This is a genomic window from Bradyrhizobium sp. CCBAU 25338 (assembly GCF_028128965.1).
Taxonomy (GTDB): domain Bacteria; phylum Pseudomonadota; class Alphaproteobacteria; order Rhizobiales; family Xanthobacteraceae; genus Bradyrhizobium; species Bradyrhizobium liaoningense.
The window spans coordinates 89049-107192 of record NZ_LFKY01000001.1 but is presented as its reverse complement, the minus strand read 5'-3'; the positions used below and the strand labels follow the sequence as shown (position 1 = coordinate 107192).

Sequence of the window (18144 nt, the reverse complement as noted above, 5' to 3'; positions counted from 1 at the left end):
TCCGCGAAGGGCGCTCTTCTTGCCGGAATGCACGGGCTGTTGCGGCAAGCCGGCCGGGTTCGAACGTGTGCAATTGAGAAATTCGGCTTCGTTTTGAAAAGACGGCTCCGCCCGCGTGATCCTTAACTGACCCGCAGAAGCGCGAGATCGAGAGACATCGAAATGACCACGAAATCGGTTCGTCCCTACCGTGAACCTGCCGGCGGCTGGGGTGCACTCAAGGCGCTCAGCGAGGCGCTTCTGGTGCAGCGGGTGCCGCTGAAGGGCGCGGCGACGCTGAGCCGGATGAATCAGCCGCAGGGGTTTGATTGTCCCGGCTGCGCATGGCCCGATCCGAAGCACACTTCGTCGTTCGAATTCTGCGAGAACGGCGGCAAGGCGATCGCCTGGGAGGCAACGTCAAAGCGCTGCACGCCGGAATTCTTCGCGGAGCATACCGTTACCGAACTCGCTAGCTGGAGCGATTATGATCTCGAAATGGTCGGACGGCTCACGCATCCGATGGCCTATGATGCCGCATCCGACCGCTACCTCCCGGTGGAATGGAGCGATGCGTTTGACATGATCGGACGGGAGCTCAGGGCATTGCCGGATCCGAACATGGCGGAGTTCTACACTTCCGGGCGGACCTCGAACGAAGCAGCTTTCCTCTATCAGCTCTTCGTGCGCGAATACGGTACCAACAATTTCCCCGACTGCTCGAACATGTGCCATGAAGCGACCAGCGTCGGCCTGCCGCACTCGCTCGGGGTCGGCAAAGGCACCGTGCTGCTGGAGGACTTCGACAAGGCCGATTGCATCTTCATCTTCGGCCAGAATCCGGGCACCAACAGCCCGCGGATGATGACCAGCCTGCGCAATGCCGCGCGTCGGGGCGCGTCGATCGTCTCGTTCAATCCGTTCCGCGAACGTGCGCTGGAGCGATTCCAGGCGCCGCAGAGCCCGGTCGAGATGATCACGCTGAGCTCGACGACGATCAGCTCGAAGCTCTTCCAGGTGCGGGTCGGCGGCGACGTCGCTGTTCTCAAAGGGATCATGAAGATCGTGGTCGAGGCGGACGAGGCCGCCCGCGCCGCCGAGCAGCCGGAAATCCTGGACTGGGATTTCATTCGCGGTCACACCGTCGGCGTTGAAGCCCTGATCGACGATCTCAAGCGCACGCAATGGCCCGACATCGAACGTCAGTCCGGCCTGACGCGCGAGGACATGGAATATGCGGCCGGCGCGTACATGAAGGCGGAGCGCGCCATCATCGTCTACGGCATGGGCATCACCCAGCACTGGCGCGGTGCGCACAATGTGCAGCAGATCGCCAATCTCGCGCTGCTGCGCGGCAATGTCGGGCGTGAAGGCGCCGGCGTCTGCCCGGTTCGAGGCCATTCCAACGTGCAGGGCGATCGCACCGTGGGGATCACCGAGGTTCCCAAGGCAGACTTCCTCGAGCGCCTGGAGCAACGCTTCGGCTTCAAGCCGCCGGCCGCGCCGGGACACAACGTCGTGACCGCGCTGGAGGCGATGATCCGCGGCGAGGTGAAGGCCTTCTTCGCGATGGGCGGCAATTTCGCCGCGGCCATTCCGGACTGGCAGGCGACGCAGGCGGCACTTGGCAGGCTCGATCTCACCGTCCACGTCTCGACCAAGCTCAACCGTAGCCACTTGATCCATGGCCGCGCGGCTCTGATCCTGCCATGCCTCGGACGCACCGAGATCGATGTCCAGGCGTCGGGGCCACAGTCGATCACGGTGGAGGACTCGATGTCGATGGTGCATGCGTCCGGCGGCCGCAACAAGCCCGCGTCGGAGCATCTGCGCAGCGAGGTCGCGATCGTTGCCGGCGTCGCCAAGGCGACGCTGGGCGAGCGCACGGCGGTCGACTGGGACGGTTTCGTTGCCGACTACGACAGGATCCGCGATGCGATCGAGGCGGTATTCCCGATCTTCCAGGGCTACAATGCCCGTATTCGTGTCCCCGGCGGCTTCCACCTCACGTCGACGGCGCGCGAGCGGATCTGGGCGACGCCGTCGGGCAAGGCGAACTTCCTGGTGTTCCCGGGGTGTGGCGAAGACCCGCAGAGCGATGCCGATTCCCTCTGGCTCACCACCATACGCAGCCACGACCAGTACAACACCACGCTCTACTCGATGTCCGACCGCTACCGCGGTGTGTTCGGCCAGCGCGACGTGGTCTTCCTCAACGAGTATGAGCTGAAGAAGCGGGGACTGGTCGACGGCGACCGCGTCGACCTGATAACCGCATCGACCGATGGCGCCGAGCGGATCGTGCGCAACTTCCGCGTCGTGGCCTATTCGTTTCCGACCGGCTGCTGTGCCGCATACTATCCGGAGACCAATCCGCTGGTCCCGCTCTATGCCCGGGATCCCCTCAGCTTCACGCCGTCATACAAGGGCGTTCCGATCCGCCTTGTGCGCTCGGCTGCGACCGGGGAATAGAGCCAGCGCCGGCACGTTGCGGTCACGCATCGCAGCGCGGCGCATCCGCCCGGACGGAGACCGGCAGCGTGAACCAGAAGCGGGCTCCGCCGTGCGCGCCATTGCCTTCCGCGCCGATCCGGCCCCCATGCGCTTCGACGATCGACCGGCAGATGGGCAGTCCCATGCCCATCCCGGTCTCCTTGGTCGTAAAGAAGCTGTCAAAGAGCCGACCGACGTGTTCGGCAGCGATGCCGGGCCCGTTGTCCTCAACAGAGCAGCACAGTGTCAACGCGTCGGGCATGACCGTGCTGATAACGATCCGGCGATCGTCATATCCGGCCTGGGTCATCGCCTGCACCGCGTTGATGGCCAGATTGACGATCACCTGCTGGAGCTGGGTGCGATCACCGAGCACCTGGGGCGCGCTCGGGTCGGGCCGGTGCACGATCGTCACCGCGCGCGATTCGAGCTCATGCCGGAGGAAGAGAAGCGCTTCGCGAATGACTTCGTCAAACGACAGGGATGCCTGTTCCGGGGCCCTCCGCGAAGCCATTCCGTGAACGCGCGCCACGATGTTCGCCGCCCGCTGCGCATCTACGACGATGTTTTCGATGGTCTTGCGGATCTCGACGATATCGGGAGTGGGCCTATTCAGCCATCGCAGTCCGGCGGCGCCATTGGTGGCGATGGCTGCGAGGGGCTGATTGACCTCGTGGGCGATGGATGCGGTGAGTTCGCCGAGCATCGAGACCCGCGCGGCGTGCGCGAACTCGGCCCGTACCTGCTGGAGCTTCTGCTGGGCGCGAAGACGCTGTGAGATGTCGATCGTGCCGACCAGGCTTATTTCGAGATCATTGATAGGGCCGACGCGCGCGGTCGTGAAGAGAACGTCGACGATGCGACCGTCCCACGTGACCATCTTGGTCTCTTCCTCGAAGTTGGTCTCGCCGCGATAGCGGGACTCCATCGCCCGGCGGAACGTATCGGGCCGTTCCCTCCAAGTGTCCGCCATGGAACGTCCGACGAAGCCTTCGACGCCTCCCCCGAACATCTGGATAGCTCGTTCGTTGGCCTCCTGAAACGTGAGCGCATCCATGCAGGTGCGGAGGAATTCGGGATGGCTGTCGAAATAGGCGCCGAGATCCTTGACGCCCTCGGCACGCAGTTTTCGGAACAGCGCGACGAGCCTGCTGGCGTCGAGCTGCCGGAATGCGATCGGCATGCGGCTGAACAGCTGGCGGTAGCGCTGCTCGCTCCGCTCCAACTCGGCATTGGTCTTCTTCAGGGCCGTGATATCCATGATCGCGCCGACGAGCGTCAGCGAAGCTGCTAGGAAAGCAGCGAAAGCGATCGCCGTGAAATTGTCTCCAAGCAGTGAACAGGCGAAGGACAGCAGGGTCAGAACAAGGCTACCCCAGGCCCACAGCAGAATCCGATCCTGTATTGTCTGGATCGGCAGCAAACGCCGCCACCATCGCTGGGGCTGTACCGGGGTTGAGCCATCCAGGCGTTCGAGCATCATGCGGAAGGTCTAGCGCGCCGCCGACGAGAGGTCTTTTGCGTTTTCGCAGGCGTCTTGTCAAAACGCACGAAACTGCGACCGGGCTTGCTGGATGCGATCCTGGGCCATCTCGGCGGTTGGCCTCGTGACGCCGAATCGCTGCTCGAACTCGGCGACATTGACGACGCCACGGCGGTGGGTGCCGTCGCCGATCTTGCGGCTGCCGTCCCAAGCCTCGACCTCGAACAGGACACTTCTGGCGTCGATCGCGACGACCCGGGCCGTCGCGCGCACCGTGCGGCCGACCGGCGTCGCGGCCAGATGGCGGATATTGACCATCATCCCGACGCTGACATGACCTGCGGGAAGGAACGGCTGAACCGCCGATCCGGCAGCCATTTCCATGTGCAGGATCATCATCGGCGTGCCGTAGACTTCAGGCATGCCCGGCACCACATGGCCGACGGTCATCTCGCTCGTGACGGTCACCAGTTTTTCGGCGGTCATGCCGGTCGTCACCTTCTCAAGCGGATTCATGACTCAATTCCGTCTCTGCCTCGGTCTTGGATGGGGTGGATGTCTCGGCGGCCTGCGGCTTGCGCCCGGTGAGCCAGTTGCCGAGCCGATCGAGATAGAGATAGACGACGGGCGTGGTGTAGAGCGTCAGGATCTGCGACAGCATCAGGCCGCCGACGATCGTGTAGCCGAGCGGCTGGCGCAGCTCCGCACCGGTGCCGGAGCCGATCATCAGCGGCACGCCGCCGAGCAGCGCAGCCATCGTCGTCATCAGGATCGGGCGGAAGCGCAGCGTGCAGGCCTGGTAGATCGCCTCTTCAGGGCTGAGCCCATGCCGGCGCTCCACCTCGAGGGCGAAGTCGACCAGCATGATGCCGTTCTTTTTGACGATGCCGATCAGCAGGATGATGCCGATGATGGCGATGACGCTGAGGTCCATGTGGACAGCCAGCAGCAGCAGCAGCGCGCCGATACCCGCCGAAGGTAACGTCGACAGGATCGTGATCGGATGGATCAGGCTCTCATAGAGAACGCCGAGAATGATGTAGATCACGATCAACGCGGCCCCGATCAACAGCGGCGTGCCGGACAGGGAGGACTGAAACGCCTGGGCGTTGCCCTGGAAAGAGGTCGACAGCGAAGCGGGCTTTCCGGTGTCCTTCTCGATCTTCTGAATCGCCGTCACCGCATCGCCCAGCGCGACGCCTGGCCGCAGGTTGAACGAGATCGTCACCGAGGGAAACAGGCTCTGGTGGTTGATCAGGATGGGCGCAGGCTTGATGACGGCATGGACCAGCGTGCTGAGCGGGACCTGCTGGCCGGAGGCCGAGTTCAGGTAGATGTCCTTGAGCGCCTCGGGCCCGTACTGGAAGCGCGGATCGACTTCCATCACGACGTGGTACTGGTTCAGCGAGGTGAACATGGTGGAGACGATGCGCTGGCCGAAGGCGTCGTCAAGCGCATTGTCGATCGTCGTCGGCAGGATGCCGAAGCTCGAGGCGACCTCGCGGTTGACGGTGACCTCCAGCCGTGGGCCGGCATTGGCCTGGTCGCTTGCGACGTCGCTGATGACGTCGAGCGCGCGGAGCTTCTCCAGGAAGATCGCCGACCAGTGGGTCAGCTCATTGGAATCGGCGTCCGTCAGGGTGTACTGATATTGTGTCTTCGACAAGCGTGCGCCGATCGTGATGTCCTGCGCTGCCTGCATGTAGAGCGTGATGCCCTGGATGTGGGCCAATCGCGGGCGCAGCCGGTTGATCACCTGGTCGGCGCTCGCCTTGCGCTCCGGCTTCGGCTTCAGCACGATGAAGATGCGCCCCTGGTTGAGCGTCGCGGTCGGTCCGCCTGGCCCGATATAGCTCGCCACCGACTGGATTGCGGGATCCTTTGAGAGGATGTCCACGATCGCCTGCTGGCGTTCGGACATCGCGGGGAACGAGATGTCCTGGGCAGCCTCGGTGATGCCGACGATCTGTCCGGTGTCCTGCTGCGGGAAGAATCCCTTCGGAATGATCACGTAGAGGTAACCGGTCAACGCGACAGTCGAGAGCATGACGAGCAGCGTCGCGAAGCGATGCCGCAGCACCACGCGCAAGCCCCGCGCGTAGAGCGCAAGCAGGGCATCGAAGCCGCGCTCGAACAGGAGATAGACCCGGCCGTGCTTCCTTCGCGAATCGTCCTTCAGAAGGCGCGCGCACATCATGGGCGTCAGGGTGAGCGAGATGACCAGCGACAGCAGCAGCGCGGCGGTGATGGTGACGGCGAATTCCTGGAACAGCTTGCCGACGTAGCCGCCCATCAGGAACAGCGGGATGAACACTGCGATCAGCGAAAGCGTGATGGAGACGATCGTGAAGCCGATCTCGGCGGAGCCCTTGAGTGCGGCCTCCAGCGGCGTCATGCCCTGTTCGAGATGGCGCACGATATTCTCGATGACCACGACGGCATCGTCGACCACGAAGCCGACCGCGATCGACAGTGCCATCAGCGAGAGGTTGTCGAGGCTGTAGCCGAGCACATAGAGCACCGCGAACGTCCCGATCAGCGCCAGGGGAACAGTGATCGCCGGAATGACGGTGGCCCAGAAATTCCGCAGGAACAGGAATATGACCATCACCACCAGGGCGACCGTCAGCAGCAGCGTGAATTGAACGTCGGAAACCGCGGCGCGAATGGTGGCAGTGCGATCGGCGGCGATCGTCACCTTGATCGCCGGTGGAACGGAAGCCTGCAGCTGCGGCAGCAGCTTCTTGATCCGGTCGACGGTCTCGATCACGTTGGCGCCGGGCACACGCTGGACCGCCAGAATGATGGCGCGCTCTTTCCCGTACCAGCCGGCCAGGAGGTCGTTTTCCGGCGCTTCGATCGCAGTGCCGATATCGCGGATCCGCACCGGCGAGCCGTTGCGATACGCGATGATGAGGTCTTCATAGGCGGAGGGCTTCAGCAGCTGGTCGTTGGTGTTCAGCGTGTAGGTGACGCGCGGGCTGTTGAGCGTGCCCTTGGGCAGATCGACATTGGCGCCGGCGATCACGTTGCGGACGTCTTCGAGACCGATGCCGCGGGCAGCAAGCGCCTGCGGGTTGACGCGAACACGGATCGCCGGCTTCTGCTGGCCGCCGATGCCGACGAGCCCGACACCAGGCACCTGCGAAATCTTCGGCAACAGGATATTTTCCGCATAGGCATCGACCGTGGTCAGCGGCAGCGAGTCCGACGTCAGCGCGATCAGCATGATCGGCGTCTCCGCTGGATTTACCTTCCTGATCGTCGGCGGGTAGGGGATGTTCGGCGGCAGGAAGGGGCTGGCGGCATTGATCGCGGCCAGCACGTCCACGGCCGCGCTGTCTACCGTCCGCGACAGCTCGAATTGCACCGTGAGCTGGGCCACGCCGAGCGCACTGGACGAGGTGAGCTGGGTGACGCCGGGGATCTGGCTGAGCTGCTGCTCGAGCGGTGTGGCGAGCGACGAGGCGATGGTGCCCGGATCGGCGCCGGGCAATTGCGCCGAGATCTGGATCGTCGGGTAATTGACGTTCGGCAGCGCACCGACCGGCAGCAATGGATAAGCGGCAAGGCCGCACAGCAGCAAGCCGGCCATCAGCAGGGCGGTTGCAATCGGCCGCAGGATGAAGGGCGCCGAGAGGTTCATGGGATCGCGTCCTGCACGGCGCTCTGCAGGTCGGCTTCCCGCGCAGCTTTGCCATGCAGTTCCCGGACGCGGCTGCCTTCCGTCAGCCGATACTGGCCGTCGACCACGACCACGTCACCCGACTTCAGCCCCTGGTCGATCAGTGCCTGACCATCACTGATCTGTGCGACGTGAACAGGGCGCAAGGCCGCCGTCTGGCCGTCGGTCACGACATAGACATAGCTGCCGTTCGGTCCCTGCTGCACGGCCGAGCCCGCGACAGTAAGCGCGTCTTTCCGAGTTTCGAGCAGCAGGCGCGCGTTCACAAGCTGGCCCGGCCACAGCCGGTGCTCACGATTCGGGAACACGGCCTTGAGCTGGACCGTGCCGGTCGTCCCTGCGATCTCGTTGTTGACCAGCAGCAGCGTGCCTTCGTCGAGCTTCATCTTGTTGTCCTGGCTGTAGGCAATGACCTTCAGCGATCCCTTTGAAGCGTGCTCCTGGATTACGGGCAGGTCGGTCTGCGGCAGGGTGAACAGCAGCGAGATCGGTTCGATCTGGGTGACGACGACGAGGCCATTGGGATCGGTCGGATGGATCACGTTGCCGACATCGATCTGGCGGACGCCCGTGATGCCGGGAATGGCCGAGGTCAGGCGCGTGTAGCTGAGCTGGACGTTGGCCTGATCGATCAACGCCTGGTCGGCCTTTACGGCGGCCTTGAGCTGCGCCACCTGCGCCGTCTGCGTCTCGATGAGTTGTGGAGTCGCGTAGCCCTTGTCGCCGAGCTGATTGTAGCGTGTGAGATTGGCCTCGGCGTTCACGAGTTGCGCCTGGTCCCTGTCGCGGTTGGCCGTCAGTTGCTCGATCTGCGCCTCGTAGGGACGCGGATCGATCTGGGCGAGCAGGTCGCCGGCCTTGACGGTCTGTCCCTCGGTGAAGGCGATCTTGACGATCTGCCCCTGAATCTGGCTGCGCACGACGTCGGTGTTGTAGGCGATCACGGTGCCGATGCCGCGCAGGTAGATCGGAACGTCCTTGCCGGTGACGGTGGCTGCGACGACCGGCACGGCAGCGGGCACTGGCGCGGCCGCCACCGCCGGCCTGTGGTCGGTGCCGTAGAACCAGAGGCCTGCGCCGATCAGGATCGCGGCGAGAGCAACCAGTGCAAGGGTGAGGTTCCGTTTCACGGTGATGGTCCTTCTTGATCTCAGGGATTGCCGGAACCGTTGATTGAATTCGTGTTGCCCATGGCGGCAGGGCCGGGCACCGGCAGGGACGGACTGATTCCGGCGCCGCCGAGTTCGGTGGATCCGAGCGGAATCCCGACGCGTCCGACCGTCGATGTCGAGGGAGGCAAGGCCGATTGGGTTGTCGTGCCGTCGGAGCAGCCGAGTGACGGGCTTCCGGAGAGTCCGCCGCCGTCAAACAAGGCCCCCGACGATCCGGTATTCCCTGAAAGGGGGCAGTTCGTCATTGCTTGCGGAGGATTGATCGGGGATACGCCAGGGGTGGCGATTTCGGTCGAGCCCAGCGGAATGCCTTCAGGCCGCGTGGCGCTCAGATTGAGCGGCGAGGTTGCAGACATGCCGACAGGGGGCAGGGTCGTCGGCAGCGTCATCTGCGCAGTCGCCGCGGCCGGGATCAGCCAAATCAGGCTGGTTGCGAGTGCCACGCCCAGATGCATCGATGCAAATCGGCGGCATCCGAACCTGTTCAATGAGAGCTGTTCTCGCATGGGCTGCTCCGGATTCTTTCATGTGTGCGGAACGATAGGGAGCGGCCGGCGTGCCGGTATTCCCTGAATGCACGTCCCGCTGTCTGGCCGCACGATCGAAAGCTATCCACCCCCGGGGATCATTGGGGCCCCTTCCGAAGCAGTCGCTTTGCTTCGGACAGCTCCCGGCGGCACGTGGCGATGTCGCTGGAGCTGTCCGCGGCGCGTGCGCGGTCGAGGGCATCGAGCGCGAGTCGAAGGTAAACTCCGCTCGCGCCTTCCGCTTGCGCCAGCGATCGTGGCGTGGGCTGATGACCGCGCAGTGCATCGAGGCTCTCCGGGCTCCAGCCATGTGCGCCGGCATTCTTCTCAATCGCGGCGTCCAGCTGTGCCTGGACACGCCCGATCGAATCTTCGCAGGACGCAGCACGAGCCGGGGATGCCGCCTGCAGGAGGATTATAGTGGCAGCTGCAATCCGGATGAGTGAATTCGATGTCATTGTCGATCCTTCGTGTCGCTAGCGAACGTCTGCCTCGAATGACAGGACCGATACGCGCCGTCTTTCGCTTGTGAACGTCGGCTGGCTTGCACGCGCACGAGATCGTGCCATCAGGGAAATCGGAATGTGAGCTGGATCAGAGCTGGGGCCGATAATTCCCGGCGTGCGAAGTGGCAAGGGCCGGTGTTTGCCGAAATACGCGGGCAAGCGGCCAACGTATTGTCGCATCGTTCCAACCCGGAGTGATCCCGACATGAAACACCTCAACGCAGGTCTCGCCTTTGCTGCAGCCCTTTCCCTGTTCGCGAGCGTCGCCCCGGCGCGTGCGGAACCCGTTAAGAACATCGTCCTGGTCCACGGCGCCTGGGTGGATGCGTCCGGCTGGAAGCCGGTCTACGAAATCCTGAGCAAGGAAGGCTTCCGCGTGACCATGGTGCAGGAGCCGGAAACGTCGTTCGCCGACGACGTCACGGCGGCGAAGCGGATTCTCGATCTCCAGGATGGCCCGACACTCCTCGTCGGCCACAGCTATGGCGGCTCGATCATCACCGAGGCCGGCGTCCATCCCAAAGTCGCCGGCCTCGTCTACGTCGCCGCGCACGCCCCCGACGTCGGCGAGGATGAATCGGCGCTCGGCAAGAAGACGCCGAGTGTGCTTGGAAAGACCGAGGGCGTCATCAAGGTCACGCCGGACAAGTTCACCTATCTCGATCCCGTGCAATTCCCGAAACTGTTCGCGCCCGATCTGCCGCGTGAGCGCGCCGAGTTCGTAGCACGCTCCCAGGTCCTGGCCGCGGCACAGGTGTTCAGCACCCCACTGACGGCGGCTGCGTGGAAGACCAAGCCGAGCTGGGGCATCGTTGCCGGCGACGACCAGATCATCAATCCCGATCTGGAGCGCTGGTACTACGAGCGTGCCAAGAGCCACACCACGGTGATCCCGGGCGCGAGCCACTCGGTCTACGAGTCGCATCCCAAGGAAGTGGCGGCTGTCATCACGCGCGCAGCGCGCAGCATCGATCAACCGGTCACCCGCTGACGCCGCATTTTGCCGGTCCTGACGCACGGCCGGTGAACGGAGGGCCGGCGGGAGAGGCAGCACTCCCGCCGGCCTGACTGCCCACCCTCGGAGAATTCCATGAGCGTGATCGAGAAGACCAGCGCAAGTCGAGGACCGGTTCGCGACCTGACGCGCGTCAAGGAGCAAAGGCCATGACGAGCTGGCAGAACAACCGCGCCACGCGTGATGCCCGCATCGCTGCAGGTGCCGCGCTTGCTCGCGGCAAAGTCGTGGAAGCGGACAATGCCACGCGCCTGCTCGAGGCCGTGATCCGGCCGGGCGACCGGATCTGCCTGGAAGGCGACAACCAGAAGCAGGCCGATCTGCTCAGTCGCGCGCTGCTCGCGGTCGATCTCTCCAGGGTCAACGACCTGCACATGGTGCAGTCGGGCGTCGTTCTTCCGGAACATCTGGATCTGTTCGACCGCGGCGTCGCGAAGCGGCTGGACTATGCCTATTCCGGGCCGCAGTCGGCTCGCATCGCGCGCATGCTGTTCGGCGGCAAGATCGAGCTGGGCGCGGTCCACACCTATCTCGAACTGTTCGCACGCTACTTCATCGACTTGACGCCGCACGTCGCGCTGATCGCTGCCGTCAGCGCCGACCATGACGGAAATCTCTACACCGGTCCGAACACCGAGGATACGCCGACCGTGGTGGAGGCAACGGCCTTCAAGGACGGCATCGTGATCGCCCAGGTCAACGAGATCGTCGAGCAGGTTCCGCGGGTCGACATCCCGGCGGATCGCGTCCACTTCGTCGTCAAGTCCGACAAGCCGTTCTTCGTCGAGCCGCTGTTCACGCGCGATCCGGCCGCGATCACCGAGGGACAAATCCTGACCGCGATGCTCGCGATCAAGGGTATCTATGCTCCCTATGGCGTGCAGCGGCTCAATCACGGTATCGGCTTCAGCACGGCGGCGATCGAGCTCCTGTTGCCGACCTTCGGCGAGCGGCTTGGCCTCAAGGGCAAAATCGCGACCCACTTTGCTCTGAACCCGCATCCCGCACTCATTCCCGCGATCGAATCCGGCTGGGTCCGGCAGATTCACTCGTTCGGTTCGGAGGTCGGCATGGATGACTACATCCGCGCCCGGTCCGACGTCTACTTCACCGGCCCCGACGGCTCGCTGCGCTCGAACCGCGCCTTTTGCCAGACCGCCGGGCTCTATGCCTGCGACATGTTCATCGGCTCGACGTTGCAGATCGATCTGCAGGGAAATTCGTCGACCGTCACCACCTCCCGCATCGCCGGGTTCGGCGGCGCGCCGAACATGGGAGCGGATGCCCGCGGCCGGCGTCATCCGAGCGAGCCCTGGCTGAAAGCCGGAGCGGAGGCCGATCCCGACGGCTCGCCCCTGATGCGCCGCGGCCGCAAGCTGGTCGTTCAGATCGGCGAGACGTTCGGCGACAAGAACGTACCGCTGTTCGTCGAGAAGCTCGATGCCATCGAGCTCGCGGAGAAGCTGGAGCTCGAGCTCGCGCCGATCATGATCTATGGCGATGACGTCACGCATGTCGTCACCGAGGAGGGCGTCGCCAACCTCCTGCTGTGCCGTACCGCGGAGGAGCGTGAGCAGGCCATTCGCGGCGTTGCCGGCTACACCGACGTCGGCCGTCGGCGGGATCACGGCATGGTCGCGCACTTGCGCGAACGCGGGGTGATCCGGCGCCCGGAGGATCTCGGCATCAATCCGCTCGATGCGGATCGCAGCCTGCTCGCGGCGCGCTCGATCAAGGATCTCGTGCGCTGGTCAGGCGGGCTCTACGCGCCGCCGTCGAAATTCAGGAACTGGTGAGGAGAGGTCATGGAAGATCTTAGGTTTGAGCACAGCGTTCGCACCAGGGCCGGCGGCACCAGGCAGAGCGCGATCGTCGGCGTTGTCGCCTCGGGCAATCTGGAGGTGCTGGTGGAACGCGTCCTGCCGGATGCGGAATGCGCCATCGAGATCAAGACCGCGGCGGTTGGCTTCGGCGAGGTCTGGACCGCCGTAATCGGCGATTTCGTCGAGCGCTATTCGCCCGGCGGGCTGAGATTCTCGATCAATGACGGCGGCGCGCGCCCCGATACGGTCTCGCTTCGGTTGGCGCAGGCAGTGCGATTGATCACGGAGAACGGCCAATGACCGCACCACTCAAGGACGTCACACCGGCCGAGCGCGCCCGCAGCACCAGCTTCTACGAGGCGTCGGCCCGCACGCGGCTGGAGTTGCTGCTCGACGCCGGCAGCTTCGTCGAGTTCATCGGTCCGGAGCAGCGCGAGGTCAGTCCGCATCTGAAGATCTTTGATCTGCCCGAGCAGTTCGACGACGGCATCGTCGTCGGCCATGGCCGCCTCGATGACTCGCCGGTGTTCGTCGCCGCACAGGAGGGCCGTTTCATGGGCGGCGCCTTCGGCGAGGTGCATGGCGCCAAGCTGATCGGGTTACTCCGCGCGGCGCGCCAGATCGCATCGATCCCCGTCCTGATCCTGTTCGACACCGGCGGCGTCCGGTTGCAGGAAGCCAATGCCGGCGAGCTCGCCATTGCCGAGATCATGCGGGCGGTGATGGAGGCGCGCAGCGCCGGCGTGAAGGTGGTCGGCCTGATCGGCGGCCGGTCCGGATGCTACGGCGGCGGTGGGTTGATTGCGGGCTGCTGCTCGGCACTCGCCGTGTCTGAACCTGGGCGCATTGCGGTGTCCGGCCCCGAAGTCATCGAGACCAATCGCGGCGTCGAGGAGTTCGACTCCCGCGACCGCGCGCTGGTCTGGCGCACCATGGGCGGCAAGCATCGCCGCCTGCTCGGCGCCGCCGACGTCTTTGCCGATGACAATGTGCAGGAGTTCCGCGAGGCCGCGCTGGAACTGCTGGGTCTGATCGGACCGTTCGGCCTCGACAGCTTGAAGGCAGAGCAGGAGCGGCTTGCCGACCGGCTAAGCCGCTACGGCGCCTGCCTGGATGCCGTCGACATCTGGACGGCGCAAGGCATCGCGCATGCCGAAACGGTTCCGGAGCTGCCGGCCGATCAGTTCATTGCGCTCGCCGACAGGATGGGGAGGACCAGCCGTGACGCTCGATGACATTCTCGCCTCGCTCTTTCCAAAGGGCCATGAGATCAGGAACGACAAAGGCGTCCTTCTCGGCTCGGCGACGCTGCGACGCGGCGACAAAATGCTCGTCCTCGGTGTCGCGGATCGAACCGCACTGGGCGTCGACGAGGCGATCAGATTGTCCGGCCATGTCCTGGCGTCGATCGGCCGGGACTCTGGCCCGATCCTGGTGCTCGTCGATAGCGACAGCCAGCGCATGAGCAAGCGCGACGAGTTGCTCGGGCTGAACGAATTCCTCGCGCATCTGGCGAAAGTGTTGATCCACGCGGACATGAACGGCCGCCCCACCATCGGCCTTCTCTACGGTCACTCGGCGGCGGGCGCTCTGCTCGCGACGGGACTTGCAACCCGCGTGCTGATCGGATTGCCCGGTGCACAGCCTGCAGTGATGGACCTGCCGTCGATGGCGAAGGTCACCAAGCTGTCGATGGAAGCGCTCGAGGAGAAGGCGAAGTCGACGCCGGTGTTCGCGCCGGGGCTGTCCAATCTCGTGCAGATGGGCGCGGTTCACATGACATGGAGCAAAGATGCCTCGCTCGCCGATCAACTGGAGGCGCTGCTGGCCGACATGCCGGCCGCGCGAGACCAGCGGGATGCGCTCGGTAAGGCGCGTGGTGGCCGGCAGAAGGCCGCTGATATTGCGGAGCGTGTGCGTGACTTGGCCCTGCAAGCACGGTGAGCGTTCACCGGGTCGTCATGACCTCGTCTTCGTCAGCCCGGCAGGGTGGCGGGCGATGCTGGAAGCGCGCGGCGATCTCGCTACCGATGCGTTGGTCGCACGTTGGTCCAAAATGGGCTGGCCGGCGATCAGGCGGCGCGCTCTGCCATGCGAGGAAGCCGGTCTTGCTCTGGGCCTGCCATTGCCGCCCTCGGCCGGCAAGAAGCGGATCTCGCTCCTGGTTGATATCGACCACGTCGTCTCGGTGGCGAGGCCGCCGTCGCTGCGGCAGGCGCGCGCTTACGCGCCGCGCAACTGGTGGCCGACGCTCGACCGGCTCGACCGGTTGGAGCTTCGTCACTCGGTGGACGCGCGCGTCTTCGGCAGCCTGGCCTGGCAATCGCTGACCGGGCTCGACTACGTGACAGACCGATCGGACCTCGATGTGCTGTTCGAGATTCGCGGCGAAACCGACGTCGATCGTTTCGTTGCCGATGTGGCTGCGATCGAGAACGAAGCGCCGATGCGGATCGATGGCGAACTGATGCGCGCGGATGGTGCTGCAGTGAACTGGCGCGAGCTCCACGGCGGCGGGAGCGAGCTTCTGGTGAAAAGCATCGGGAGCGTGATCCTGCTCGGCAGGGATCGATTCATTTCCGGAGCGAGGGGATCATGATCACCGCGGCCATGCGAGGTTTGGAAAGGTCGGTTCAGCGTCGGTCACGCATCGCGCCCGACGTTTCCGCCATCGGCGCCATCGCCGCCCGCTGCCTCGTCGAGGAGCTGGAAACCTGGCCGAAGCCGGGGCTCGTGAGTCATATCGACAATGGCAGTCACGATGATATGGATGCCGGCACGTTCCGTCGCAGCGCCGCGGCGATCGAGCCCCATCTTCAGCGCCTGGCCGAAGCAGGCGCGCGCGGCTGCGGCATGGGGCGGCTGCGGATCATCGGCCTCGAGGCCGAGCACGCGATGTTTGCAGCGACCTCCGGCGTCAACACGCATCGCGGCGCGATCTTCGGGCTCGGCCTGTTGTGTGCGGCGGCTGGTGCGAGGGCCGGCGGGTTGATCGATCCCGAGCTTTCGCTTGGCGAGGTCGTGAGGCGCCTGTGGAGCGACGGCATTCTCGACGGTCCGGTGCTGTTGCACAGCCACGGCAGCGCGGCCCGACGCCGTTTTCACGCCGGCGGTGCGCGTACCGAGGCCGCGAACGGATTTCCCAGCGTCTACCGGATCGGATTGCCGGCGCTGCGCAGGGTGGCGCATGCCGTGCCGGAAGATACCGAAGCCGCCCGGGTCGAGGCATGCTTTGCCCTGATCGCCTCGGTCGAGGACACCAACCTCCTGCATCGCGGAGGGTTCGACGGCCTTCGCTTTGCGTATGATGCGGCGCGATGCTTCATCGATGCCGGCGGCGTCAGCGTGCCCGGTTGGCGTACGCGGGCGCAATCGATCCATGACAGCTTCGTCGCCTGTCGTCTCAGCCCGGGTGGATCGGCCGATCTGCTCGCGATGACACTCTTTGTCGATGCCCATGAGAGCCCATGCCGATGATGTCCAATGCGATCCTGATGGCGCTCGTGCCGGTCTTCTTCGTTCTCTTGTTGGGATACGCGGCCGGCAAACTTCATGTCGTCGACAATCTCCATGTCGACGCTCTCAACGCGCTCGTGATGGATTTTGCATTGCCCGCTTCACTGTTCGCCGCGACCGCCTCAGCGTCGCGCCGTGAGATGATCGACCAGGTTCCGCTCTTCCTGGTGCTCGGCGTCACGATGCTGCTGCTCTATCTTGCCTGGTATCTTGCCGCACGTCGGCTCTCCAAGCTCTCCCAGTCCGAGGCGTCCCTGCAGGCGCTGACGATTGGCTTCCCGAATCTCGCTGGGGTGGGCCTTCCGATCATGACCTCGGTCGTGGGTCCAACCGGCACCGTTCCGGTTGCCGTTGCATTGGCGGCGGGCTCGATCCTCATCAGCCCATTGACCCTGATCGTAGCGGAGATGGGTGCCGCCAAGGCTCGTGGCGAAGAAATGGCGGCGCGGCAGGTCCTGACGGCAATTCGGCGCGCGATCACCAAGCCGGTGGTGCTCGCGCCCGCGCTCGGCATCGTATTCTCGTTGTCGGATGTGAGCCTCGACGCGCTAGCTCATGCGAGCCTCACGCTGATCGGAAGTTCGGCTGCCGGCGTCGCCCTGTTCCTCACCGGAGCCATTCTGTCGGCGCAATCGTTTCGGCTGGATTGGAAGATCGGCGCTGCAACGGTGGCCTCGGACATCGTCCGACCGTTGTTGGCTGTCGCGGTCATTCTCGTCCTTCCGATCGCGCATGACGCAGCGAAGACGGCCATTTTGCTCGCCGCCGTGCCCTCGGGCTTTTTCGGGATTTTGTTCGCGGTCAACTACCGGCTGGATTCCGCAAGGGTGGGATCCATGGTTATCGCCAGCACCGCATTCAGCGTCCCGACGCTCGCGATTGTGATCGCGCTGCTCTTTCCACACTAGGACGCGACCATGACCTTGGCGATCCTTTGTTCGGGGCAAGGCAGGCAGCATCGCGACATGTTCGCCCTCACGGGTGATACGCCGGAGGCCGCGCACCTGTTTGCGCACGCGTCGACGTTGCTCGATTGCAGGGATCCACGCGATTTCGTGCGCGCCGAATCTGACGAGGCCTTGCACCGCAACCGTGCCGGACAGGTTCTCTGCACCTTGCAGGCGCTCGCCGCGGCGGCCGCGTTCGCAGATGTCATCTCTCGTGACATCGTGATAGCCGGGTATAGTGTCGGCGAGGTCGCGGCCTGGGGTGTCGGCGGCTTGTTCGATGCGACCGCAACGCTCGATCTGGTGGCGCGCCGCGCAGAGGCCATGGATGCGGCCACGCGCGCCGGTGACGGACTGATCTTCGTCCGCGGTCCTTCCCGGGACGAGGTCGATCGCCTTTGCGAGCGTCACGGCACGGCGGTCGCCATCGTCAATCCGGGCGATGCCTTCGTCATCGGCGGCGGCCGTGAGGCGCTAGGCGAGTTTGCCCGAGACGCGCGGGCGATGCACGCAAGGATCGTCGCGTTGCCGGTTGAGGTCGCCTCTCATACCGAACGGCTCGCCGCGGCGTCTGCCGTCTTTCGCGAGACCTTGCGCGAGGCATCGGTGATATTCCCGCCAAGGAGCGGTGCGCGCATTCTGAGCGGAATCGATGCCGCTCCGGTCGTCGCGCTCGAAACGGGGCTCGACAAGCTTGCCGAGCAGATCTCGCAAACCGTGCAATGGGCCGATTGCCTGCAAGCCTGTGTCGAAGCGGGCGCGACAGGGTTTCTCGAGCTCGGGCCGGGACATGCGCTGAGCGGCATGGCTGCGGAAATCGCGCCCGGACTTCCGGCGCACTCGCTGGATGATTTCAGGAGCCTTCAGGGCGTCCGCACCTGGCTCACGCGTCACGTCAACCTCTAGCGTCGGCAAATCCCGAACGGGACGATGCCCTCGATCCCGCATTGTGCTGTCGAAAAAAGGGGGCCGTCCCTTGGGGGAGGACGGCCCCTAGA

The 18144-nt window shown here is 64.7% G+C and carries 15 protein-coding genes; 10 read left to right on the top strand and 5 right to left on the bottom strand.

Going from position 1 to position 18144, the window contains the following annotated elements; genetic code table 11:
* Positions 1 to 162: 162 nt before the first annotated feature.
* Positions 163 to 2451, top strand: coding sequence for an FdhF/YdeP family oxidoreductase (locus tag ACM42_RS00455; RefSeq protein WP_271526168.1), 2289 nt, complete (start codon positions 163 to 165; stop codon positions 2449 to 2451).
* 22 nt (positions 2452 to 2473) lie between these two features.
* Here ACM42_RS00455 and ACM42_RS00450 read toward each other — a convergent pair whose 3' ends face one another.
* The 5 genes from ACM42_RS00450 to ACM42_RS00430 are packed head-to-tail and all read right to left on the bottom strand — an operon-like array spanning position 2474 to position 9318.
* Entirely contained in the window at positions 2474 to 3955 is a 1482-nt protein-coding gene (locus tag ACM42_RS00450) for a sensor histidine kinase (RefSeq protein WP_271526167.1), read from the bottom strand.
* Positions 3956 to 4012: 57 nt separating this feature from the next.
* The gene (locus ACM42_RS00445) at positions 4013 to 4471 is read right to left on the bottom strand and encodes a thioesterase family protein (protein WP_271526166.1); all 459 of its coding nucleotides are present in this window, start codon (positions 4469 to 4471) and stop codon (positions 4013 to 4015) included.
* Complete coding sequence (locus ACM42_RS00440) at positions 4458 to 7601, bottom strand: efflux RND transporter permease subunit (protein ID WP_271526165.1); 3144 nt, start codon at positions 7599 to 7601, stop codon at positions 4458 to 4460. Before ACM42_RS00440 ends, ACM42_RS00445 begins: the two co-directional genes overlap by 14 nt.
* The gene (locus ACM42_RS00435) at positions 7598 to 8770 is read right to left on the bottom strand and encodes an efflux RND transporter periplasmic adaptor subunit (protein WP_271526164.1); all 1173 of its coding nucleotides are present in this window, start codon (positions 8768 to 8770) and stop codon (positions 7598 to 7600) included. The genes ACM42_RS00440 and ACM42_RS00435 overlap by 4 nt, the downstream gene beginning before the upstream one ends.
* Before the next feature lie 20 nt (positions 8771 to 8790).
* Positions 8791 to 9318: a hypothetical protein gene (locus ACM42_RS00430; protein ID WP_271526163.1), complete on the bottom strand. Its 528-nt coding sequence runs from the start codon at positions 9316 to 9318 to the stop codon at positions 8791 to 8793.
* A gap of 732 nt (positions 9319 to 10050) precedes the next feature.
* On the opposite strand from ACM42_RS00430, the gene ACM42_RS00425 reads away from it, so the two are divergent.
* The 9 genes from ACM42_RS00425 (at position 10051) to ACM42_RS00385 (ending at position 18052) form a co-directional block, all read left to right on the top strand.
* Positions 10051 to 10836, top strand: a complete 786-nt coding sequence (locus ACM42_RS00425; RefSeq protein WP_028179439.1) for an alpha/beta hydrolase — start codon at positions 10051 to 10053, stop codon at positions 10834 to 10836.
* A gap of 173 nt (positions 10837 to 11009) precedes the next feature.
* Positions 11010 to 12656 (top strand): malonate decarboxylase subunit alpha, encoded by a 1647-nt coding sequence (mdcA, locus tag ACM42_RS00420; protein ID WP_271526162.1) that lies wholly within the window; start codon positions 11010 to 11012, stop codon positions 12654 to 12656.
* 9 nt (positions 12657 to 12665) lie between these two features.
* Positions 12666 to 12983: a malonate decarboxylase acyl carrier protein gene (mdcC, locus tag ACM42_RS00415; RefSeq protein WP_271526161.1), complete on the top strand. Its 318-nt coding sequence runs from the start codon at positions 12666 to 12668 to the stop codon at positions 12981 to 12983.
* Positions 12980 to 13918 (top strand): biotin-independent malonate decarboxylase subunit beta, encoded by a 939-nt coding sequence (locus ACM42_RS00410; RefSeq protein WP_271526160.1) that lies wholly within the window; start codon positions 12980 to 12982, stop codon positions 13916 to 13918. Before mdcC ends, ACM42_RS00410 begins: the two co-directional genes overlap by 4 nt.
* The gene (gene mdcE / locus ACM42_RS00405) at positions 13905 to 14627 is read left to right on the top strand and encodes a biotin-independent malonate decarboxylase subunit gamma (protein WP_271526159.1); all 723 of its coding nucleotides are present in this window, start codon (positions 13905 to 13907) and stop codon (positions 14625 to 14627) included. Before ACM42_RS00410 ends, mdcE begins: the two co-directional genes overlap by 14 nt.
* On the top strand, positions 14602 to 15282 hold the full coding sequence (mdcG, locus tag ACM42_RS00400) for a malonate decarboxylase holo-[acyl-carrier-protein] synthase (protein WP_271526158.1): 681 nt from the start codon (positions 14602 to 14604) through the stop codon (positions 15280 to 15282). Before mdcE ends, mdcG begins: the two co-directional genes overlap by 26 nt.
* The gene (mdcB, locus tag ACM42_RS00395; RefSeq protein WP_271526157.1) at positions 15279 to 16160 is read left to right on the top strand and encodes a triphosphoribosyl-dephospho-CoA synthase MdcB; all 882 of its coding nucleotides are present in this window, start codon (positions 15279 to 15281) and stop codon (positions 16158 to 16160) included. Before mdcG ends, mdcB begins: the two co-directional genes overlap by 4 nt.
* Positions 16157 to 17107, top strand: coding sequence for an AEC family transporter (locus ACM42_RS00390; RefSeq protein ID WP_271526383.1), 951 nt, complete (start codon positions 16157 to 16159; stop codon positions 17105 to 17107). Before mdcB ends, ACM42_RS00390 begins: the two co-directional genes overlap by 4 nt.
* A 9-nt stretch (positions 17108 to 17116) precedes the next feature.
* Positions 17117 to 18052, top strand: coding sequence for an acyltransferase domain-containing protein (locus tag ACM42_RS00385; RefSeq protein WP_271526156.1), 936 nt, complete (start codon positions 17117 to 17119; stop codon positions 18050 to 18052).
* Positions 18053 to 18144 lie beyond the last annotated feature (92 nt).